The organism is Bradyrhizobium sp. SZCCHNR3119 (genome assembly GCF_032487775.1).
GTDB lineage: Bacteria > Pseudomonadota > Alphaproteobacteria > Rhizobiales > Xanthobacteraceae > Bradyrhizobium.
In genome coordinates this window covers 891,884-911,156 of record NZ_JAUEUV010000001.1, presented here as the reverse complement: position 1 = coordinate 911,156, position 19,273 = coordinate 891,884, and the positions used below count along the sequence as shown (strand labels likewise).

Below are 19,273 nucleotides of genomic sequence, written 5' to 3'. Positions count from 1 at the left end.
GTCAGCTCGCGATCTCGAAGGTGACGCGTTCGGCGGCAAACCTCGAGCGCTTGGTGATCAGCGGCGTGCCGTCCGCGTCAATATCGGTGCTATCGACGACCAACACAGGACGCCCCAACGCGAGGTCAAGCCGTGCCGCGTCGCTGGCCTCAGCGATGGCGGCGGTGATCCGCGTCGAACCGCGGCGATAGTCGCGGATATCGTAATGGGCGAGCAGGGCAGTCATCGAGCGGGTCGAGGCGAATATCCGGGCTGCATCGGGAAAGCGTTCCGCCGACAGCCAGGAGGTGCTGAGGCAGATCGGGATCTTGTCAGCCAAACGCAGCGCCTCGATTCGCACCAAGGGCGCGCCGGTCCTGAGCTTGAGCTCGCGCGCGAGTTCGCGTGAGGCTGGCTCCTGCGAGGCTGCGATCAACTGGCCGCGCGGCTCGCGGCCTCCGGCGCCGACGTTCTCCGAGAAGCGCGTGCGCGAGCTGAGCGGGTAGGCGAGGCGCGGAGCCTCGACATAGGTGCCGCTGCCACGCGCCGCCCGCACCAGGCCGCGTTCGGCCAAGGCTGCGAGCGCTCGCCGCACGGTGTGGCGGTTCACCCGATAGATCTCCGCGATCTCGGTTTCGCCGGGCAGCCGCGTGCCGGCGGCAAAGCGCCCTTCGGCGATATCGCGTTCGATCCCGTCCGCCACCTGGCGCCACAGGGCCACCCCGGAAACTGCATCCTGCATGCTCATCGCTGGGTTCCGCCGGAGGTCGTGAAAATCACAGGCATGTCATGAAACGGTCATTGCCGGCCGTTATCAAGTTGTCTACTATCATAGACAACTTAGATCCGGCAAGGCCGAGAAGACCAAGACTGATAAGACGATGAGCGCAGAGGCGATGAAGGACAGACGCAAAGCCGCGATGCGGGTACTGGCGCACGTGCCGGCAGCTGAGATTGCCGAGCGCCTGCAGCCGATCGCACTGCCGCCGCATGCGGAGCTGCGCACGCCTGAGAGCGGGCTGGTGATGGTGCGTGGCCGTGCCGGCGGCGATGGTGCGCCCTTCAATCTCGGCGAAGCTACGGTGTCGCGCGCGGCGGTACGCCTTGCCAGCGGCGAAGTCGGGTTCGGCTACGTGCTCGGGCGCGACGGTAAGAAGGCGCGCCTGGTCGCACTGTGCGATGCGCTGATCCAAGCGGACGCCTATGCCGACGCTGTCGAAACCCAGGTGGTCGCACCGTTGCGCGAACGCGTGCGCGCAGAGCGGCAGCAGAGCGCACGCGAAGCGGCGGCGACGAAGGTCGAGTTCTACACGATGGTGCGCGGCGAGGGTTGAATGATGGGCATGGTCTCAGATCTTCCGGCGGGCTTTGCCGATCCGGTCATCGCGGCGCAGTCGACCTTCCGTGCCGTTATGGAGGCGATGGCCCGGCCGGGCAGCATTCAGCGCGTCACCGTCGACGTCGGCGTGCCGACCGGCCTGACGCGCGCCGCTGCTGCGATCGCCCTGACCTTGTTCGATCATGACACGCCGGTCTGGCTCGATCCGAAATTGGCGGCGGCGCCTGATATTGCGGCTTGGCTCAAATTCCACGCCGGAGCGCCGGTTGTTGCCGCAGTCGCGAATGCCGCTTTTGCGCTGGTCACGGACGGCGCATCGCTACCCGGCTTTGAGTCGTTTGCACTCGGTAGCGGGGAATATCCGGATCGCTCGACGACGCTGGTCCTGCAGGCCGAGAATTTGGGCGAGGGGCGTCATTACACGTTGCGCGGTCCCGGCATCGACGGCACGGCAAGGCTGCGTGCCAAGATCGAGCCGGAGGATTTGTTCGATCGGCTTGCGATCAACGAAACACTGTTTCCGCGCGGTATCGATGTCGTGCTGGTCCATGATGATAGCATGGTGGTGATCCCACGTACGACGCGGCTGGTCGCGGCGGGAGGTTAATGCATGTATGTGGCGGTCAAAGGCGGCGAACGCGCCATCGAGAACGCGCACCGGCTGCTCGCGCATGAGCGGCGTGGCGATCGCGACGTTCCGGAGATCTCGTTGGCGCAGATCGCCGAACAGCTGGGGCTGGCGGTCGACCGGGTCATGGGCGAGGGCTCGCTTTACGACCGGGAGCTTGCAGCGCTTGCCATCAAGCAGGCGCGCGGCGACCTGATCGAGGCGATCTTCCTGGTGCGGGCCTTTCGTGCAACCTTGCCTCGATTCGGCGCGACCGAGCCGGTCGACACCGCCGCGATGCGGGTGCAGCGGCGCGTATCCTCGACCTTCAAAGATATTCCAGGGGGGCAGGTGCTTGGACCGACCTTCGATTACACGCATCGTTTGCTCGATCCGCAGCTGGCGCAAGGTTTCGAGCCGGATCCGCCGGCGCTGGCGGAAGCGCCCGATGTGCCCACTCCGCGCGTGACCGATATTCTCGGGCGCGACGGACTGATCGAGGCGTCACCCCGGGGGCAAGCCGATGCAGCGGTCGGTGACCTCACGCGTGAGCCGCTCAGTTTCCCGGCCGAGCGCGATCTCCGCTTGCAGAATCTCGCGCGCGGCGATGAGGGGTTCTTGCTGGCACTGGGTTATTCGACCCAGCGCGGCTATGGCCGCAACCATCCGTTCGCCGGGGAGATTCGCTTCGGCGAGGTCGAGGTGGAGCTCTTTGCCGAAGAGGTCGGCTTCGCGGTGCCGCTCGGCTCGCTCGAACTCACCGAATGTCAGATGGTCAACCAGTTCAAGGGGTCGGCGACCGAGGCGCCGTGCTTTACCCGCGGCTATGGGCTTGCTTTCGGGCAGAGCGAGCGGAAGACGATGTCGATGGCACTGGTCGATCGTGCTCTGAGGGCGCGCGAACTCGGTGAGGACGTCGTTGCGCCGGCGCAGGACGAGGAGTTCGTGATGTCGCATTCTGACAATGTGCAGGCGACCGGTTTCGTCGAACATCTGAAGCTGCCGCATTACGTCGACTTCCAGTCCGAGCTCGGACTCTTGCGCAAGCTGCGCAAGGAGTTCGAGGAGGCGAACGCAGCGTCGTCTTTGAAGGAGGCCGCTGAATGAACGCGCCGACTTATAATTTCGCCTATCTGGACGAACAGACCAAGCGGATGATCCGTCGTGCGATCCTGAAGGCGATCGCCATTCCCGGCTATCAGGTGCCGTTCGCGAGCCGCGAAATGCCGATGCCCTATGGTTGGGGCACCGGCGGCGTGCAGGTCACGGCCTCCATTCTCGGCCCCGATGACGTGCTCAAGGTGATCGACCAGGGATCGGACGACACCACCAATGCGATCTCGATCCGAAAATTCTTTGCCAAGACCGCGGGTGTCGGCACCACGACCTCGACCGAGGCCGCGACGGTGATCCAGACCCGGCATCGGATTCCCGAAGCGCCGCTGCGGGCCGGACAGGTGCTGGTCTATCAGGTGCCGATTCCGGAGCCTTTGCGCTTCCTGGAGCCGCGGGAGACCGAGACCAGGCGCATGCATGCGCTCGCGGAATACGGCCTCATGCATGTGAAGCTCTATGAGGACATCGCCCGCTTCGGCCACATCGCGACGGCTTACGCCTATCCGGTCAAGGTCAATGCGCGCTACGTCATGGATCCATCGCCAACTCCGAAATTCGACAATCCGAAGATGGACAATTGTCCGGCGCTGCAGCTGTTCGGGGCCGGCCGCGAGAAGCGCATCTATGCAATCCCGCCTTACACGTCTGTCGTGTCGCTCGATTTCGAGGACCATCCGTTCACGCGCTACAAGTTCGACGCACCTTGTGCGCTCTGCGGCGCCGAGGACTCCTATCTCGACGAGATCGTGACCGACGACCAGGGCAGCCGCATGTTCGTCTGCTCCGATACGGACTATTGCGAGCATCGCCAGGCGGCGGGCCATCGCGGCAGTCAGACTGCTGCTCCCCACAAGGAGACCGCTCATGGTTGAAGCGTTCGGCAGTTCGGACCAGCCGCTCCTCGTTGCGGAGGGGCTCGCCAAGACTTATGGGCGGCTCGCCGCTTGTCGCGATATCTCCTTCACGCTGTATCCGGGCGAGGTGCTGGCGATCGTCGGCGAATCAGGCTCCGGCAAGTCGACGCTGCTGCAGATGCTGTCAGCGCAGCTTGGGCCGAGTGCTGGCCGCGTTTCATACCGGATGCGCGATGGCGTGCTGCGCGACCTTGCAGCCTTGAGCGAAGCTGAACGTCGTTTCCTATTCCGGACCGACTGGGGTTATGTCCACCAGGATCCGGCGCAAGGCCTGCGCATGGCCGTGTCCGCCGGCGCCAATGTCGGCGAACGGCTGATGGCGGTCGGCTGGAACAATTACGGCCGCATACGCCAGACAGCGTCGTCCTGGCTGCAGCGCGTCGAGATCGATATCGCGCGCATCGACGATGCGCCGCGTACCTATTCGGGTGGCATGCGCCAGCGGCTGCAGATCGCGCGCAATCTCGTCACCGAGCCACGGCTCGTGTTCATGGACGAGCCGACCGGCGGGCTCGATGTCTCCGTGCAGGCGCGCCTGCTTGACCTGATGCGCAGCCTGGTCAATGAGCTGGGCCTTGCGGCAATCGTGGTGACCCACGATCTCGCGGTGGCGCGTCTGCTGTCGCATCGGGTGATGGTGATGAAGGAGGGGCGGGTGATCGAAACCGGGTTGACCGATCAGGTGCTCGACGATCCGCGCGAGCCTTACACCCAATTGCTCGTCTCTTCGATCCTGCCTCCATAAGGCTGCTTCCATGACCGTGATGATTGCTATCGAGAAGGCAGAGAAGACTTTCACCATGCACCTGCAGGGCGGCGTGCGGCTGCCGGTGGTGCGCGGTGTCTCGTTCCAGGTCGAGGCGGGCGAGTGTGTCGTGCTGTCCGGGCCGTCCGGCGCCGGCAAATCGTCGATCCTGAAGATGATCTTCGGCAACTACCGCTGCGATGGCGGCCGTATCGCCGTGCGGCACGAGGGCGCGATGCTCGACCTCGCGACAGCTGAGCTGCGCGCGATCCTGACCGCGCGCCGCCGGACCATCGGCTATGTCAGTCAGTTCCTGCGCGCCGTGCCACGCGTGCCGGCGCTCGACGTGGTGGCCGAGCCCTTGATCGCGAGCGGAGCATCGCGTGACGACGCCCGCGAACAGGCTGGCCGGTTGCTGCGGCGGCTCAACATCCCCGAACGTCTCTGGAGCCTGCCGCCGTCGACCTTTTCAGGAGGCGAGCAGCAGCGCGTCAATATCGCACGCGGCTTCATTTCTGATCTGCCGATTCTCCTGCTCGATGAGCCGACGGCCTCGCTCGATGCGGCAAATCGCGCTGTCGTGGTCGAACTGATCGCGGCCAAGAAGAAAGACGGCGTCGCGATGCTTGCGATCGTTCATGACGACGAGATCCGTGAGAAAATCGCAGACGGCACCGTGGACGTGACCGCATTTGCGGCCGCGGCGTGAACAGGACAGACACAGCATGGCCTCAACCAATTCCGAGATCGTGATCGGTAATGCCAGGGTGATCCTGGCAGATCGCGTCATCGAGCAAGGCTGGGTGGCGGCGGCTCAAGGCCGGATTGTCGCCGTCGGGGAGGGCACAGCTCCTGCCGGCAGTGAGGACGCCGGCGGCGATTTGATCATGCCCGGGCTGGTCGAGCTCCATACGGACCATCTCGAAATGCATTTCGTGCCGCGGCCGAAGGTGTATTGGGATCCGATCGCCGCAGTGATCTCCTATGATGCCCAGCTGGCCACCGCGGGCATCACGACCGTCTTGGATTCCCTTCGCGTCTGGAGCGAAGAGGGCGCCGGAGGAGTCGATGGAAAATCGGAGGTGCTCGCGGAGGCGATCGCGGCGGCCCGCGAGGATGGCCTGCTGCGGGCGGATCACTTCCTGCACTTGCGCTGCGAAATTCCGATGCCGACCGTCGTCGAAGAGGCCAAACAATTGGCCGGACGCGCCGACGTACGGCTGATGTCGCTGATGGACCACACGCCGGGGCAGCGCCAGTTTCGCGACGAGGGCAAGCTGCGCGATTATTATCGCGGCAAAGGCGGCGGCAGGACGGATGCAGAGCTCGATGTGCTGTTCGAGCGGCGCTTCGCCTATCAGAAGGCCTATGCCGCCGACAATCTGCGGGAGATCGTCGCGCTGGCGCAGAAACATGATGTTCCGCTCGCCAGCCATGACGATACGACGGAAGAGAACGTCGCCGACGCGATCAAGGACCGCATTTCGGTGGCGGAGTTTCCCACCACGATCGAGGCTGCGCGGGGCCTGCACCGGGCCGGCATCTGCATCCTGATGGGCGCGCCGAACGTCGTGCGCGGCGGCTCGCATTCCGGTAATATTGCCGCCGTGGACCTCGCCCGCGAAGGCCTGCTCGACATTCTGTCCTCCGACTATGTGCCGTCGAGCCTGTTGTTGGGAGCGCTGCAATTGCCAGAGCGTGTGCCGTCGATCGACTTGGCTGCGGCAGTCCGCACGGTCACCAAAACGCCGGCAGAGGCCGTCGGCCTTGCGGACCGCGGCGAGATCGCACCCGGCAAGCGCGCCGATCTGATCCGCGTGCATGTTCGGGGTGCGGTTCCGGTCGTCCGTAGCGTCTGGCGAGAGGGAACGCGCGTCGCATGAGCGAGACGCCTGTCCTCTCGTCCGATGTTCCGGCCAGGCTGGGCCCCGGCCGACTGGTGCTGGTGGTCGGACCGAGCGGCGCGGGCAAGGATACGCTGATCAATCTGGCGCGTGCGAAATGTGCCGGTAATGATCGGGTCGTGTTTCCGCGTCGTGTGGTGACGCGGCGGGCGTCGGCGTTCGAAGACAATGACGAGCTGGACGCCGCCGCATTTCAGCGGGCCTTGGTGCAGAACCAGTTCGCCATTCATTGGGAAGCGCACGGGCACGCGTACGGTGTGCGGCGTGCTATCGACGACGATATCCGCGCCGGCCGAACGGTCGTCATCAATGTTTCACGCCGGGTGATTTCGGCGGTTCGCCGTGTCTATCAGCATGTGCTGGTCGTTGCCGTGACCGCTCCGGAGGAGGTGTTGGCCGAACGATTGGCACATCGACATCGCGCAAGCGACGGCGATCTTGGGGAGCGCCTGCATCGGACCGTTCCCGAAGGCGCGCTCGTAGCGGATGTCACGATTATCAATGTCGGAGATCCGAAACAGCACGCCGGAGCGCTGGTGAGGATCATCCAGGGCGAGCTTGGCGGCGGATCTGAAGCAAACTAGCGAGAAAGTGTATGTCGATCATCACCACGATTGAGCAGCTGGAAGCGATCTACGGCAAGACCGGCCTGACATCGACCGTGAAGGTTGCCGATCGGGTGACGCCACATTATCGCATCCTGATCGAGAGGTCGCCTTTCGTTGCGCTCGCGACCTGCGGTCCGGAAGGGATCGACTGCTCACCGCGTGGTGACCTGCCGGGATTCGTTCGTATCCATGATGAAAAGACTTTGATGCTGCCGGACCGCCGCGGCAACAATCGCATCGATTCCCTACGCAATATCGTCCGTGATCCGCGGATCGCCTTGCTGTTCCTGATCCCGGGATCCGGCAATACCTTGCGTGTCAACGGCCGCGCACAATTGTCGGCAGATACGGCGCTGCTCGCCTCCTTCGAGATGGATGGCAAAACGCCGCGCAGCGTTCTCGTCATGGCTGTCGAGGAGGTCTATTTTCAGTGCGCACGTGCGATCGTTCGTTCCGATTTGTGGAACCCGAACAAGCGCGTCGACCCAAGAGAGCTCCCGACCCCCGGCCAGATTCTGGCTGCCATGAGCGCGAATGAGGTCGATGCCGAGCAGTATGACCAGGAGTGGCCGGAACGCGCCCGGCATAGCTTGTGGTAACGGCCTGGTCGTTGTCGAAGCCTTCTCAGGCCGCAACGTCGAGGAGCCGCGATGAGCCTCGGATCAGCACCTTTCGGCCGGCGTGCGTGAGCAAGGGCGTACCATCGACGCTCGCGACGAGCCCCGCAGCTTCGAGCTGATGGACGATGAAGCTGTTGACCTTGCGGCGTTCGCGCGCGGGAAGACGCAGCGTCTTGAGCGTCTCCCATTGGTCCTGCGTCAGGTCGTGGTCGAATTCCGCGTTCATGTTGCCTCGAATGGCGATTGTCGTGCGGCCTCTTACCGAGCCCGCATGACGAAGATGCGACCATCATGCACAGGGATTTGCACTGGTCTGTTCAATATGGGTTGATGCTGCAGTGCTTAGTTCAAATTCAAATGATCAACCGCGCCGCAATGTCGCATTGGATGAGGAACGATGTCCCGCCACGGAGCGTCGATGGTCGCGTACGGAAGAGGGTATGCGGACAAACGTCTGCAACGGTAAATTAACTGTCACATCAGCGTGTCAAAGGGCGCCATGAATCGACCCGAATCGGCTGGTGCATCCGCGCCGCCAGGACCTCATAGGCTCGCCGTCCTGCCCGACGATCAACCCGAGGCGGCGTTGAGCCGCAAGGCCTGGCTCCGAGGTCTTGGTGGCCTCGCGGTCAGTGTGATCGTTGCCGTCGCTGCGATCTATGCGCTCACCCGCGCCGTCAAGAAGCTGGATATAGCCCACGCGCTGACGATCGCTGAGAATACGGACATCCGGCTGATCGCACTGGCCCTGGCGCTCATCATCTTGTCCTACGCGAGCCTGACGCTTTACGACCTGCTCGCGCTTCGCACGATCGGCCGAGGTGATATTCCGTTCCGCATGGCGGCACTTGCAAGCTTTACGAGCTATCCGATCGCCCATGGTATTGGGGCCGTCGCTTTGATCGCTCCCGTCATCCGCTATCGAATCTATTCCCGCTACAAGCTTGGTGCGATCGACATCGCGAATATCAGCTTTCTGACCGGCCTCACTTTCTGGCTCGGCAATCTGACGGCCCTGGGACTCAGCCTGATGATCGATCCCGATGCCTTCGGCTGGGTTGAGTATTGGCCGCCGGCGTTGAATCGGTTGGTCGCAGCAGCATTGCTCGCCGGAGTGTTTGGCTTCGTGGTTTGGAGCTGGCCTGGACGGCGCAGCAAGCGCTGGCCGGTAAGGCTTCCGTCCGGGCCCCTGGTCCTGCTGCAGATCCTGATAGGCCTGTTTGATTTGAGCACCGCCGCGCTCGCCATGTACGTCTTGATCCCGGCGGAGCTCGATATCGAGGTCTCGCGGTTGATGGCCGTGTTCATCGCGGCCACGTTACTGGGCTTCGCCAGTCATGCGCCGGCCGGCATCGGGATGTTCGATGCGACAATTCTGCTCGGCCTCGGAAGTGACGATAAGGATCCCGTGCTTGCGGTGCTGCTGATCTTCCGGATTCTTTACCATTTATTGCCGTTTGTGATCGCACTGGCATTGTTCGGCAGTGTGGAGGGGTGGCGAACCTTGCGCCGCGGTCGTCGCACTGTCCTGAGATCGGACGATTGATCGCGTTTTCTGCGCGACTTTTTCAAGACGTGCGTACGAAAGGATGTAGTCCGTCTGTCGCATAACTGCATTGCGTCCGCGCTACCATTGCCGAATCGGTGAGCCGAGGCATGGATGACGACGCAACTGATCGCCGGGACGGCACGCGGCAGCAGGCATGAGAATGCGATGACGCTCTGGAACAGGGCGCTCGCGTTCTCACTACAACGTTTGATGCACACCCAAAGCTGGGACGATCCGCAAGCGGACCTCGCGGCGTTGCAATTGCCGCTGGGGTCCACGATCGTGGCAATGTCCTCTGGCGGTTGCAACGTGCTCTCCTATCTCACCGCGCAGCCGGCGCAGATTTATGCTGTCGATCGCAATGAGGCCCAGCTCGCGCTGCTCAAATTGAGGCTTGCGGGCGTGCGTGCGTTCGCCGGCTACAACGAGTTCTGGGAATTCTTTGGTGACGCAGCCTCGCCCGCGAATGCAGCCCGCTACATCCGGAAACTACGTCCGCTCCTCGATGGGCATGCGCGGAGCTATTGGGACGGTCGCAATGTTCTCGGGCGGCAGCGATACACCTATTTCACCGACGGTCTCTACCGCCACGGACTGTTGGGTCGCGCGATCGGTTTGGCTCATCTGATTGCACGCGTTCTTGGGATTGATCTCGATGCCCTGCTGAGGGGGGCGGTGGATTCTCCGGAGCGGCTTGAAGCGATGGCGCGCCTTGATCGCCTGTTTCATTCGATGCCGCTGCGGCTCATGATGGACGTCCGGATTTTTCTGTTCGGTCTCGGTATTTCGCCGCGACAGCGGGCGCTCCTGAAAGCGGAAGCGCCGCTCGATAGCGTGCTTTACCAGCGGTTGCGGCGCTTGCTCGAGGGTAGCTCAGAGACGGCTAACTACTTTGCCTGGCAGGCGCTACGCCGCGCCTACACTGGCGCCGACGACCGCTGCCTGCCGCCATATTTGCAGCGTTGCCATTTCGCTCGGATGCGCAACGGTGTCGGCGTGATCATCCCTGTTCAAGGCAATATCGCGCAGCTTCTGGACAGCTTGCCGGCGCGTGAGGTCGACGCTGTCTTACTGTTGGATGCGCAGGACTCGATGGACGCTGACGAGATCCAGGCCTTGTGGACCTCTATAGATCGGGCGGGGAGCGAGCGCGTGCGCATCGTATTTCGCACCGCGGGCAGCGTGTCCCCTCTGGATGCCATTGGGTCCGCGGCACTCAGGAACCGATGGCATCGCGACGAAGAGCGAAGCGCGCTTGGCGCTGAACTGGACCGCTCCGGGATCTATGGCGGCTTTCATTGCTACGTCAGGCGCGTATAGGCGGACATCCATCATGCATTCTGGTGCGTTGCGATGGGCTTTGGAACCGGAAGATTCCGTCTCAGCACGATGCCGTGACCAAAGGGGCGTGGTCTGCTAAAAGATGCATGGCGCTGGTTTCGTACCTCTCGGGAGTGAGGCATGAACAGACTCGTGGAAATCCGCAATCAGGAGCATTTCTGCCGCGAGCGTGCGGCATTGGACGTTCAGCGGCGTATGTTTTGGCTGGCGCAAGCGGAGGAGTGGGAGAGGCGGGCGTTAGAGGAGATCGCGCTTCACTTCCGTGAGTGCAATCTGAACTGGAGCGACGTGCACCAGCCGACGCATTAGGTGAGATCCATCTGACTTACTGGCGCTCGTCGATTCCGAAGCCCGCAAGCGAGATTGCCGCGGCATGACGCCGACTTCGGAATCGGAGCACTGAGGCGTCGAATGGTGTGCCTTCAAAAAGATCCGCGTATTCATCGCGACGAAGACTAACGCTTGTCGCACGCGCACTGCCGGCGAAGGCTGCGCTTCCTGACTTGAGTTTTATGTCAGTGACGTAAAGCGGGCCGGTGCACGCTGTGCCTGACCTCGGCTCCGCAATCGGCGCATTCGTAGACCAGGTCGATCCTGGCCGAATTCCAATGCGGTTCGATCTCACGGACAAGCATCGGCAAAATTCCGAGACAACCGGGGCAGACAATCGGAGCCAATCCTTGCTCGTCGCCATGTCTGATATAGGCTGGCATTTTCGCTTCCTTCGAAAGTGGCGCGCCCCAACTCCCGCCCATTCTACTGAGCGGGTGCAAAATTCCTGATCAACTGTTCCGAACGGATAAGGAACAGCGGCGGATTGTGCGCGGCTGTGACCTTCAGGTAACATCCGGGTCGTTGGCCGGTTCCAATCAGCGCCGGGAGCGCGCCGCGGTTGGAGCAGACATTGGTGCGGGAGAGACAATGAAGGCGTTCATCGTACTCGCTCATCCCGAGCATCAGAGCTTCAATGGTGCGATGTATCGGGCGGCGATGGAGGCGCTGAGCGCCCAAGGACATGAGGTCAGAACATCGGATCTCTATGCGATGCGGTTTGACGCCGCATCGGGCCGGCATAACTTTCTTACCGTCAAAGATCCGGCTTACTACAAGCAACAGACGGAAGAACTATACGCGTCCGAGAACCATGGCTTCGCCTGCTCGCGCCGCAGATCGTATACGCTCCGGTCCGGCTCGAGCAAAGTGAGAGAGTTGAACTGCTGAAGTCTTACGCCGACCGCCTTAAGCGAATCGCGTCGGAGCAGCCGATCGAGATCAGCATCTACTGAGACACAAGACGTCTTGCAAAGCTCAGCGCTCCTCCATCATGGTGAACACGAAGCCGGTCAGAGTTGCGCCGACGGAAAAGGGGAGGGTGACCATGCCGATCAGGATTGCGAAGGTCTGATGAGGCGTAGAGCTATGCGCGATCAGGCGGGCAATGCCGAAGTTGTCCACGAATGTCAGCAGAAGCCTGACGCTCAATCCGAGCGCCGTTCCCATCAGGGCATGACAGACAAGTTCGAGCAAAATGGCTGGCCTCGGCAATGTTCGGCGTTTCTTCGGAAGCATGGCTTCGCCTCTCAATATCGGGCGGAAAACGCGCTGCCCTCTGGCCGGTTCCTCCAGGTAAGCCGCGGATCGACAGCCAAGCTCAAACGTGCGGATCGGGACCGATCCGCACGACTGGCAGCGTCGTACCGCAACTGCGAACGTCGGCTGATACAGGATTAACTCGAAGGGAGTAACGCATGACGCATGCCATCCGATTTCATCAAGCAGGCGGACCCGAGGTGCTTCAATGGGAGGAGGTCGAGGTCGGCAAGCCCGGTCCGGGTGAGGCACGCATCCGCCACACGGCGGTCGGGCTCAATTTCGTCGACATCTACAACCGCTCCGGCCTTTATCCCGCTCAGTTGCCGAGCGGCCTCGGCAGCGAGGCCGCAGGCGTGGTCGAGGCGGTGGGAGAAGGCGTCACTGACGTTAAGGCCGGCGATCGTGTCGCTTACGGTTCATCTCCGCTCGGGGCCTATGCCGAAGCACGGCTGATCCCAGCCGCCAGCCTGCTCAAGCTGCCCGATGCGATCGACGACAAGACGGCGGCGGCCATGATGCTCAAGGGTCTCACCGTGCAGTATTTGATCCGGCAGACCTATCGCGTGAAGGCGGGGGACACCATCCTGCTGCACGCCGCGGCGGGTGGGGTAGGCTTGATCCTCAGCCAGTGGGCCAAACATCTCGGCGCAACCGTCATCGGTACGGTCTCGAGCGATGACAAGGCCAGCCTGGCCCAGGCGCATGGCTGCGGACATACGATCGTCTACACCCGCGAGGACTTCGTGAAGCGGGTGGATGAGATCACCGGCGGCAAGAAAGTGCCGGTCGTCTATGATTCCGTCGGCAAGGACACCTTCCTGAAATCGCTGGACTGCCTGGCACCGCTCGGCGTTGCGGTCTTGTTCGGCCAATCCTCCGGCGCGGTCGAGCCGCTCAACCTTGGCCTGCTGGCGCAGAAGGGCTCATTGTTCGTGACCAGGCCGACCTTGTTCACCTACGCAGCAAAGCGCGACAATCTGGTCGCAATGGCCAAGGAACTGTTCGACGTCTTCCAGTCCGGTGCGGTGAAAATCGAAGTTCATCAAACCTACCCGCTCAAGGATGCGGCCAGGGCCCACGCTGATCTCGCTGCCCGCAAGACGACGGGATCAACCGTGCTTCTGGTTTGATTGCAATGCAGGTAAGCGGCGGCGCATCCGGTGGCGCCGCCGGTACTGAGCCTTCCGGGCGAGCGCCAGGGGTCACGCCCGCTCGTGCTTGCGAAGATCGCGCAGATAATCGAACTTTGCAGCCTGCAGATCGGCCTCGTCCTGCTCGATCTCCGGGAGAGCCGCTTCCGAGAGGATGTCGGTCGTCACATCTTCGACCGATCGGTCGACGACCTCGTGAATGAAGCTGATATTGGAATATTCCCCGGACGCGATGCGCGCGACCACGTCACGCCGCGTCATCTCGGGATCGACCACGGCTTCGCGTCCGCGCCGCCCGTAGTCGATCATCACGACAAAATATTGCATGCAGAGCAATTCACCTTCGGACCTTCCGGCTGTAACTGCCATAATTTCCGAAAATCAGAATTTTGTCAAGCGCGAAATTCGGACGTCCGGAAGTAGGGGCACAGGCTGAGACCTGTGCCCAAGCGAGCATGCAAGCTATTCCCCATCTGCTTCAGGGCGCTTTATCTGCTTGAGGCCTTGCCGGCCGACTTGGCCTGCCGGGTTCGGGACGCGGTCTTCGACCGCATCCGCGCGATCTGGCCGCGCGGCAGCGTGACGCAGATTTCGCCGATCCATTCGAGCTTTACGCCGATGATCGGCTTGGCGTTGAAACTGATGAGGTTCACCACGGAGGGCGACTTCCCCCGCTCGATGGTCTTCAGATAGCGTTCGCCGGTCTTCAGCCGCACGACGGCCTCTTCGCCGTAGAAACTCGACAGCGGGTGCCGCTGTTCGCGATAGACGACGATGACGTCCCCGTTCTCATATTTCGGCAGCATCGAATCGCCCGTCACTTCGAAGGCGATCGTCTCTTCCGAGATTGGAAAGGGCACAGCGACCTCGCCCAGGCCCTCGGCCGGAACTTGCTCATATTCCGGCTCGATCACCGCCCCGGCGCCGACCCGTCCCATGATCGGCACGGCATTCAGTTCGAGATAATCGATGATCAGGCCGATCTCGGCCGCCTTGATCAGCCGTTGTCCCGAAAGGATTTCGGAGACGGCGCCGGGGCGCACGCCCATGGCGCGGGCAAGCCCGCCTTTGGTCTTCCCCGGCTTTTCCAGCCCACGCTCGATCATGGTGACGTCCAGCATTGTCTTGTCCTCGCTTGCGAATCCCGCGGGAAGGATACATTTCCGATTATCAGAATTCAAGCTTGACTTTTTCTTCGGAATATCGGAAATTCAAGCGGTGCTTGGCGATGCTGCTGAATGCAACGTCGGAGCGAAGAAGAAGAGGCGAGGGATGCAATCGAGCGACTGGCCGCTGCGACACTCCGAAGCGCTGCGGGATCTGCATGCCAAGGGCATGTCGTATGGCGAGATCACGAAAGAGATTAACGCAAGATTTGGAACGACTTATACGCGCAGCGCCATATTGGGTCGCGCCAAGCGGATGGCGCTGGCGCGGCCCGAGATCGGCAAGGAGAGGGGACCCCAACTCAAGCCCCGCTGCGCGCGGCCACGTCCGGAGTGCCGGCCGGTCGGCTCGGTTCGGCCGCGGCCTGCAAGCGAGGGCAGGAAGCCGGCGCAACTGCGCTGCGTGGGGATCAGCCCGCGGCTGATTTCTTTCGATGATCTCCAGCCGGGAGATTGCCGTTATCCGTACGGCGGAGACAGGGATGGCGAGCCGATCACGTTCTGCGGCCATCCGCGGCAGCCGGGGTCCTGCTACTGCACGCCGCACTTCCATCTCACGCGCAACCCGGAGGGCCAGGTTGAGCGGCCGCCGACGCCGGTGGTTCTGCGGCTGGTTGCGGCTGCGTAATACGTCGCCCCCTTTTCCGCATCAGTCCAATCTCATCTGTTCATCGGAGATTCGTGATGGCACGCGCCAGACGTAATAAATCCCATCGTATTTCGAAGGTCCATGATCGTCGCGCGAGCGACCTGCCATTCAACGCCGAGGTGGCGACGGTCGAGATCGATGACCCCTTGGCGCTGGAGGCGGGCGAGAAGATCGTGGCGCTCCGCTCGATACGTAACGATCCTCTCGGGCGGCTGCATTCGCATCGACAGATCGATGATGCGCAGTACCGTGGCGGCCGCGCATTCCAGAATGACTGGGAGCGTGCGGAGCGCGGGCCGCGGGCTATCGATCCGTCCCGAGAGCATATCGATGGTGCGCAGGGCCGCGAGCCCATCACCGAAGGCCAGCGTCAGGCGGTGTTGCGGCTGAACCGCGCCGAGCGGGAGCTCGGTGCCGACGGAGCGGCCATCGTCCACGATGTGCTGGTGCAGGGCCTGAGCATGGAGCAGGTCGGACAGAAGCGCGATCTGTGTAGCCAACGCTGGAACGACTATTTCGCGCGGCGATTGCGCGAATGCCTGGACCGCCTGGCGCTGGTCTATGGTTTTGCGACCGAACGTGTCCCCAAGAAGCCTCTGTCCGCCTGCGCAGTCCGTGGGCCGACCAGCCGCTAGCATATGTTGTCGCTCGGCTGCTCGAGCAGGTTTCGATTTTGCCCCGGGGCGCGTGGGGACCTTAGATCGGCGCCCCTGGTGGTGCGGTGCGGTGCAAACAGCTATGTGCCGCGCCGCCTTCGTCGTCGCCGAAGGCCGCACAGATCGGACGTCGGAGCGAGATCGCCATCGGCCGACGTCATTCACCGGCATAGACAACGGCCGCGAGCCATCACTCGACGATCTTGCCGAACAAATTAAGTATCTCTCGCCCCCTGCGGTCCGCATTGACCCACGTCAAGCAGCCGTCCTTGGGCTGGCGTATCAAAGAGCTACCGCCGATTTATCGTCCGTCTGACAAGGGAAGTTGCCATGTTCAGCCGCAAAGAACGACTCTCTTCGACACGCCGTCCTCTGACGATTGCGATCGTCGCAACGATGGCGCTCACCGTTTTCGAGCCGCCGATGGCATTCGCGCGCAACTCGGGTCAAGCAGCCAAGCAAAGCATCGCAGTGAGCGCACGCAGTGACGCGACGGATTTCAGCGCGCGCCGGCGCTACCGCCGTTACTACTATCGGAGCAATCCGGCGGCCGGCCTTGCGGTCATGGGCGCAATGATCGGCACCATCGGTGCGATTGCCGCGGCCAACCGGTATGGCGGCTATTACTACTATGGACCTGGCTACTATTATGGACCGCCGGTTTACTACGCGCCGTATCCTTACTATTACGGGCCGCGCGCTTATCCCTACTACTACCCGTGGTGAACAGGTTTGGCGCTTCCCGCGGGCCGGTAGCGTATGCCCGCAGGAGTGCGAAGTCTGCGCTGGGCGACTAAAATCCGCCCGCGCCGAAGTGGAGCGGCTGTACGACGTCGTAGGCCGCTTTACTCAGGGGCACCGCATAGTCGACTGTGAGGGGCCCAAAGGGGGAGGCCCAGGTCAGCCCGACCCCGACCGACGATCGGACGACGTTCTTGTCCGCGACCTGAACAGATTGGGTCGGGCCGCGATATCCGAACACGCTGCCGGCATCGACAAAGGCCGAGGCCTTCAAGCCATATTCCTGGGGAAGACCTGGGATGCCACTCTGCAATTCGGCGGTCGTCGCCCAGTATAGGCTGCCGCCGACATTATCCATCGTCGAGCCAGGCGTCAGGTCGCGCGGGCCGAACCCGTTCGGCGCAAAGCCCCGCACCAAATTCGGGCCGCCGAAAAAACTGTTCAGCAGCGGCGCCTGCTGGCCACCCCAGCCCGTGATGTAGCCACCTTGGGCCCGGACCATGCCAGTGAGGTCATTGGAGAGCGCATGATAGTAGCTGACGTCCTCGGTCGTCCGCAAGAAGCGCACGTCGCCGCCAAGACCGGCCAGGTCCTGGCTGAGCTGAGACCGGATGCCGCTGGTGGGCATCGTATTGTTGTCCAGCGTGTTGAACGCGACCGTGTCGCCGACCGACGAGACGAGTTGTCGCCCAGCCGCAGCGGCTTGCCGCACCGGGAGGGATACGGTCGCATTCGAGGCGGTTGGCGCGAGCGTGACATTCTGATCGTAGAGGGAGTAGCGCCAGAGCACGTTGGTCTGCTCGGTTACGGGCGTGCCGAGGGTCAAGGTGCCGCCGTAAGTATTGCTACCGTAGGACTGGTAAGGACTGACCGTCGTCTGTCGGTCGAAGGCCTCTGCGCCTGTCGTTGCGCGGCCGAGACTGTAGGGGGCCGACACCGAGAGGTCTGCGCCACGCGCATATTGGCCGTAGGTGACCGAAGCCTGGACGGCGTTGCCGCTGCCCAGCACGTTACGGTCGCCGACCTTCACTTCCGCCAGTAGCCCGTCGGTGGTCGAATAGCCGCCGGAAATGTTGAAGTCGCCGGTCGACTGATCGGTCGTCTCGACATCAAGCACGACCCGGTCAGGCGCGGAGCCTGGCCTCGTCGAGATATTGACGGTCTTGAAGTAGTTCAGGTTCTTCAGCCGCCGTTCTGCGCGATCGATCAGAGTCTTGTTGTAAGCGTCGCCTTCACCGAAATCGAATTCGCGCCGGATCACGTAATCCCGGGTGCGGCTGTTGCCGTGAATCTCGATGCGCTCGACATAGGCGCGCCGTCCCTGGTCGATCACGAAAGTGACATTGGCGCGCTGCGCAGGCACGTCGCGTGCGATCCGCGGCTCCGCTTGTGCGAACGGAAAGCCGAGCTTGGCCATTTCGGTGGTAAGCGCCTCCGTGGTCTTGTCGAGCTTGCTGGCGTCGAACAGCGTGTCGCGGCGGACGAGCAGTCGGTCGCGGAGCCGATTGCAGTCGAGCCCGGGAACGTTGCAACTCAGGTCGACGTCGCCGAATTGATAGATCGTGCCTTCGTCAATGACGAAAGTGATGTTGAAACCGTTGCTCGCGGGGTCGAACTCGGCGTCTGCCTTGGTCACCGCCGCATCGGCATAGCCGTGCTTGCGGTAATATTGCCGGAGCAATTCGCGGTCTTCGTTGAGCCGATCCGCGTCATATACGTCGCCGCCGGTGAGGAAACTCAGGATGTTGCTGGCAGAGGTCTTGATCACGGCTCGGAGCTGTCGTGCGCCGAATGCCGTGTTGCCGACGAAGTCGACCTTCCGCACCGGCGTCTTCTTGCCTTCGGTGATGCTGTAGACGAGATCGACCCGATCGTTACCGCGATCGATGATTTCGGGAACGACGCGCACGTCGTCACGCCCTACGCGGCGATAGGTCTCGATGATGCGGTTGACGTCGCCTTGCACGGTGGCACGTTGCAGGCCGCCGCGCGGTTTAGACTGAACGGCGGCAGCGAGATCGGCGTCCTTGATCTTCTTATTGCCTTCGAAGGCCACGCGGTCGAGCACCTTGGCCTCTGTGAGATGGACGACGATCCGTTCGCCTGCGTGCTCGAGGGTGACATTGTCGAACAGGCCGGTCGCGATCAGAGCCTTCAGGCCGGCGTCGAGCGCGGCGGCGTCATAGTGTCCGCTGCTATCGGGATGAAAATAGGTGCGTACCGTATCCGCCTCGATGCGGCGATTGCCCTCGACGGCGATCGTGCTCTGTGCGGCAATTCCTGTCCCGGATGCGGCGAATGTGCTCATGGTCGCGACCAGAAGCAGCGCAGCCAACGATCGTGGCTTGGAACCGCAGCTTGGCAAGCTCCGAAGGTTCATACGTGCAGCCCGTGCCTGCTTGAACGACTTGTAGATGCAAGGAGCCGCGCGGGGCGAAAGGATGTCGAACACGGGCAAGTTGCGCAATTGTGAACGGCATCACGAATTCGACGCGATGGAGAGGCGTGCCGTCGCAGAATCGTCGCAGTGCGGGAGCAATGCGTCGCTGCGCTAACGCCTACTCGTCCGGGCCGCCGACATGACAAGGCCCGAGG

The 19,273-nt window shown here is 62.5% G+C and carries 23 protein-coding genes; 17 read left to right on the top strand and 6 right to left on the bottom strand.

All coding sequences use genetic code 11. From position 1 onward, the window contains the following. Position 1: 1 nt before the first annotated feature. A complete protein-coding gene (gene phnF / locus QX034_RS04270; RefSeq protein ID WP_315704614.1) occupies positions 2–727 on the bottom strand; it encodes a phosphonate metabolism transcriptional regulator PhnF in 726 nt (241 codons plus the stop codon). A 133-nt stretch (positions 728–860) separates the two neighbouring features. Here phnF and phnG point away from each other — a divergent pair, with 133 nt between their 5' ends. From phnG to QX034_RS04225, 9 genes are read left to right on the top strand one after another with little or no spacing between them, the layout of a single operon-like run. Further along, positions 861–1,313 carry a phosphonate C-P lyase system protein PhnG gene (phnG, locus tag QX034_RS04265; RefSeq protein ID WP_315704613.1) on the top strand — a complete coding sequence of 151 codons (453 nt, stop codon included), beginning with the start codon at positions 861–863 and terminating at the stop codon, positions 1,311–1,313. A gap of 3 nt (positions 1,314–1,316) precedes the next feature. Then, positions 1,317–1,925: a phosphonate C-P lyase system protein PhnH gene (gene phnH / locus QX034_RS04260; RefSeq protein ID WP_316196047.1), complete on the top strand. Its 609-nt coding sequence runs from the start codon at positions 1,317–1,319 to the stop codon at positions 1,923–1,925. A 3-nt stretch (positions 1,926–1,928) separates the two neighbouring features. Beyond that, complete coding sequence (locus QX034_RS04255) at positions 1,929–3,032, top strand: carbon-phosphorus lyase complex subunit PhnI (protein WP_315704612.1); 1,104 nt, start codon at positions 1,929–1,931, stop codon at positions 3,030–3,032. Beyond that, positions 3,029–3,913: an alpha-D-ribose 1-methylphosphonate 5-phosphate C-P-lyase PhnJ gene (locus QX034_RS04250; protein ID WP_315704611.1), complete on the top strand. Its 885-nt coding sequence runs from the start codon at positions 3,029–3,031 to the stop codon at positions 3,911–3,913. Before QX034_RS04255 ends, QX034_RS04250 begins: the two co-directional genes overlap by 4 nt. Further along, positions 3,906–4,700 carry a phosphonate C-P lyase system protein PhnK gene (phnK, locus tag QX034_RS04245; protein ID WP_315704610.1) on the top strand — a complete coding sequence of 265 codons (795 nt, stop codon included), beginning with the start codon at positions 3,906–3,908 and terminating at the stop codon, positions 4,698–4,700. The genes QX034_RS04250 and phnK overlap by 8 nt, the downstream gene beginning before the upstream one ends. Positions 4,701–4,710: 10 nt before the next feature. After that, a complete protein-coding gene (gene phnL, locus QX034_RS04240; protein WP_316195020.1) occupies positions 4,711–5,409 on the top strand; it encodes a phosphonate C-P lyase system protein PhnL in 699 nt (232 codons plus the stop codon). Between the two features lie 16 nt (positions 5,410–5,425). After that, on the top strand, positions 5,426–6,583 hold the full coding sequence (locus tag QX034_RS04235) for an alpha-D-ribose 1-methylphosphonate 5-triphosphate diphosphatase (protein ID WP_315704608.1): 1,158 nt from the start codon (positions 5,426–5,428) through the stop codon (positions 6,581–6,583). Beyond that, positions 6,580–7,188: a phosphonate metabolism protein/1,5-bisphosphokinase (PRPP-forming) PhnN gene (phnN, locus tag QX034_RS04230; protein WP_315704607.1), complete on the top strand. Its 609-nt coding sequence runs from the start codon at positions 6,580–6,582 to the stop codon at positions 7,186–7,188. The genes QX034_RS04235 and phnN overlap by 4 nt, the downstream gene beginning before the upstream one ends. Positions 7,189–7,199: 11 nt before the next feature. Beyond that, on the top strand, positions 7,200–7,811 hold the full coding sequence (locus QX034_RS04225) for a pyridoxamine 5'-phosphate oxidase family protein (RefSeq protein ID WP_315704606.1): 612 nt from the start codon (positions 7,200–7,202) through the stop codon (positions 7,809–7,811). A 25-nt stretch (positions 7,812–7,836) separates the two neighbouring features. On the opposite strand, the gene QX034_RS04220 is transcribed toward QX034_RS04225, so the two are convergent. Beyond that, positions 7,837–8,058, bottom strand: coding sequence for a hypothetical protein (locus QX034_RS04220; protein ID WP_315704605.1), 222 nt, complete (start codon positions 8,056–8,058; stop codon positions 7,837–7,839). A gap of 411 nt (positions 8,059–8,469) precedes the next feature. Between QX034_RS04220 and QX034_RS04215 the strand changes: the two genes are divergently transcribed. The 4 genes from QX034_RS04215 (at position 8,470) to QX034_RS04200 (ending at position 11,943) form a co-directional block, all read left to right on the top strand. Continuing rightward, a complete protein-coding gene (locus QX034_RS04215) occupies positions 8,470–9,378 on the top strand; it encodes a YbhN family protein (RefSeq protein ID WP_315704959.1) in 909 nt (302 codons plus the stop codon). A gap of 114 nt (positions 9,379–9,492) precedes the next feature. Continuing rightward, positions 9,493–10,701, top strand: coding sequence for a BtaA family protein (locus QX034_RS04210; RefSeq protein ID WP_315729639.1), 1,209 nt, complete (start codon positions 9,493–9,495; stop codon positions 10,699–10,701). A gap of 141 nt (positions 10,702–10,842) precedes the next feature. Then, positions 10,843–11,031, top strand: a complete 189-nt coding sequence (locus tag QX034_RS04205; protein ID WP_315768356.1) for a hypothetical protein — start codon at positions 10,843–10,845, stop codon at positions 11,029–11,031. A gap of 612 nt (positions 11,032–11,643) precedes the next feature. Then, on the top strand, positions 11,644–11,943 hold the full coding sequence (locus QX034_RS04200) for an NAD(P)H-dependent oxidoreductase (RefSeq protein WP_315768354.1): 300 nt from the start codon (positions 11,644–11,646) through the stop codon (positions 11,941–11,943). Positions 11,944–12,030: 87 nt separating this feature from the next. Here the strand turns inward: QX034_RS04200 and QX034_RS04195 are convergent, their stop codons facing one another. Then, positions 12,031–12,249, bottom strand: coding sequence for a hypothetical protein (locus QX034_RS04195; protein WP_315768352.1), 219 nt, complete (start codon positions 12,247–12,249; stop codon positions 12,031–12,033). Between the two features lie 221 nt (positions 12,250–12,470). On the opposite strand from QX034_RS04195, the gene QX034_RS04190 reads away from it, so the two are divergent. Then, complete coding sequence (locus QX034_RS04190) at positions 12,471–13,445, top strand: quinone oxidoreductase (protein WP_315806718.1); 975 nt, start codon at positions 12,471–12,473, stop codon at positions 13,443–13,445. Between the two features lie 72 nt (positions 13,446–13,517). Here QX034_RS04190 and QX034_RS04185 read toward each other — a convergent pair whose 3' ends face one another. Together QX034_RS04185 and QX034_RS04180 are read right to left on the bottom strand one after the other, a co-directional pair. Beyond that, positions 13,518–13,793, bottom strand: coding sequence for a hypothetical protein (locus QX034_RS04185; RefSeq protein ID WP_315704599.1), 276 nt, complete (start codon positions 13,791–13,793; stop codon positions 13,518–13,520). Positions 13,794–13,954: 161 nt separating this feature from the next. Further along, positions 13,955–14,587 carry an XRE family transcriptional regulator gene (locus QX034_RS04180; RefSeq protein ID WP_315704598.1) on the bottom strand — a complete coding sequence of 211 codons (633 nt, stop codon included), beginning with the start codon at positions 14,585–14,587 and terminating at the stop codon, positions 13,955–13,957. A gap of 151 nt (positions 14,588–14,738) precedes the next feature. Here QX034_RS04180 and QX034_RS04175 point away from each other — a divergent pair, with 151 nt between their 5' ends. The 3 genes from QX034_RS04175 to QX034_RS04165 all read left to right on the top strand — a co-directional run bounded on the left by QX034_RS04175 (position 14,739) and on the right by QX034_RS04165 (position 16,663). After that, a complete protein-coding gene (locus QX034_RS04175; protein ID WP_315704597.1) occupies positions 14,739–15,260 on the top strand; it encodes a GcrA family cell cycle regulator in 522 nt (173 codons plus the stop codon). A 56-nt stretch (positions 15,261–15,316) separates the two neighbouring features. Further along, positions 15,317–15,916: a DUF6456 domain-containing protein gene (locus tag QX034_RS04170; RefSeq protein WP_315704596.1), complete on the top strand. Its 600-nt coding sequence runs from the start codon at positions 15,317–15,319 to the stop codon at positions 15,914–15,916. A gap of 351 nt (positions 15,917–16,267) precedes the next feature. Continuing rightward, a complete protein-coding gene (locus tag QX034_RS04165; RefSeq protein WP_315704595.1) occupies positions 16,268–16,663 on the top strand; it encodes a hypothetical protein in 396 nt (131 codons plus the stop codon). A gap of 67 nt (positions 16,664–16,730) precedes the next feature. Here QX034_RS04165 and bamA read toward each other — a convergent pair whose 3' ends face one another. Further along, a complete protein-coding gene (gene bamA, locus QX034_RS04160; RefSeq protein WP_409977800.1) occupies positions 16,731–19,058 on the bottom strand; it encodes an outer membrane protein assembly factor BamA in 2,328 nt (775 codons plus the stop codon). Positions 19,059–19,273 lie beyond the last annotated feature (215 nt).

Coding starts and splice junctions, on each gene's coding strand:
- phnN (WP_315704607.1), top strand. CDS start 6,580: ATGAGCGAGACGCCTGTCCTCTCGTCCGATGTTCCGGCCAGGCTGGGC.
- QX034_RS04235 (WP_315704608.1), top strand. CDS start 5,426: ATGGCCTCAACCAATTCCGAGATCGTGATCGGTAATGCCAGGGTGATC.
- QX034_RS04210 (WP_315729639.1), top strand. CDS start 9,493: ATGACGACGCAACTGATCGCCGGGACGGCACGCGGCAGCAGGCATGAG.
- phnL (WP_316195020.1), top strand. CDS start 4,711: ATGACCGTGATGATTGCTATCGAGAAGGCAGAGAAGACTTTCACCATG.
- QX034_RS04250 (WP_315704611.1), top strand. CDS start 3,029: ATGAACGCGCCGACTTATAATTTCGCCTATCTGGACGAACAGACCAAG.
- bamA (WP_409977800.1), bottom strand. CDS start 19,058: ATGAACCTTCGGAGCTTGCCAAGCTGCGGTTCCAAGCCACGATCGTTG.
- QX034_RS04200 (WP_315768354.1), top strand. CDS start 11,644: ATGAAGGCGTTCATCGTACTCGCTCATCCCGAGCATCAGAGCTTCAAT.
- QX034_RS04225 (WP_315704606.1), top strand. CDS start 7,200: ATGTCGATCATCACCACGATTGAGCAGCTGGAAGCGATCTACGGCAAG.
- QX034_RS04170 (WP_315704596.1), top strand. CDS start 15,317: ATGGCACGCGCCAGACGTAATAAATCCCATCGTATTTCGAAGGTCCAT.
- QX034_RS04190 (WP_315806718.1), top strand. CDS start 12,471: ATGACGCATGCCATCCGATTTCATCAAGCAGGCGGACCCGAGGTGCTT.
- phnH (WP_316196047.1), top strand. CDS start 1,317: ATGGGCATGGTCTCAGATCTTCCGGCGGGCTTTGCCGATCCGGTCATC.
- phnG (WP_315704613.1), top strand. CDS start 861: ATGAGCGCAGAGGCGATGAAGGACAGACGCAAAGCCGCGATGCGGGTA.
- phnF (WP_315704614.1), bottom strand. CDS start 727: ATGAGCATGCAGGATGCAGTTTCCGGGGTGGCCCTGTGGCGCCAGGTG.
- QX034_RS04180 (WP_315704598.1), bottom strand. CDS start 14,587: ATGCTGGACGTCACCATGATCGAGCGTGGGCTGGAAAAGCCGGGGAAG.
- QX034_RS04175 (WP_315704597.1), top strand. CDS start 14,739: ATGCAATCGAGCGACTGGCCGCTGCGACACTCCGAAGCGCTGCGGGAT.
- QX034_RS04165 (WP_315704595.1), top strand. CDS start 16,268: ATGTTCAGCCGCAAAGAACGACTCTCTTCGACACGCCGTCCTCTGACG.
- QX034_RS04185 (WP_315704599.1), bottom strand. CDS start 13,793: ATGCAATATTTTGTCGTGATGATCGACTACGGGCGGCGCGGACGCGAA.
- QX034_RS04255 (WP_315704612.1), top strand. CDS start 1,929: ATGTATGTGGCGGTCAAAGGCGGCGAACGCGCCATCGAGAACGCGCAC.
- phnK (WP_315704610.1), top strand. CDS start 3,906: ATGGTTGAAGCGTTCGGCAGTTCGGACCAGCCGCTCCTCGTTGCGGAG.
- QX034_RS04220 (WP_315704605.1), bottom strand. CDS start 8,058: ATGAACGCGGAATTCGACCACGACCTGACGCAGGACCAATGGGAGACG.
- QX034_RS04205 (WP_315768356.1), top strand. CDS start 10,843: ATGAACAGACTCGTGGAAATCCGCAATCAGGAGCATTTCTGCCGCGAG.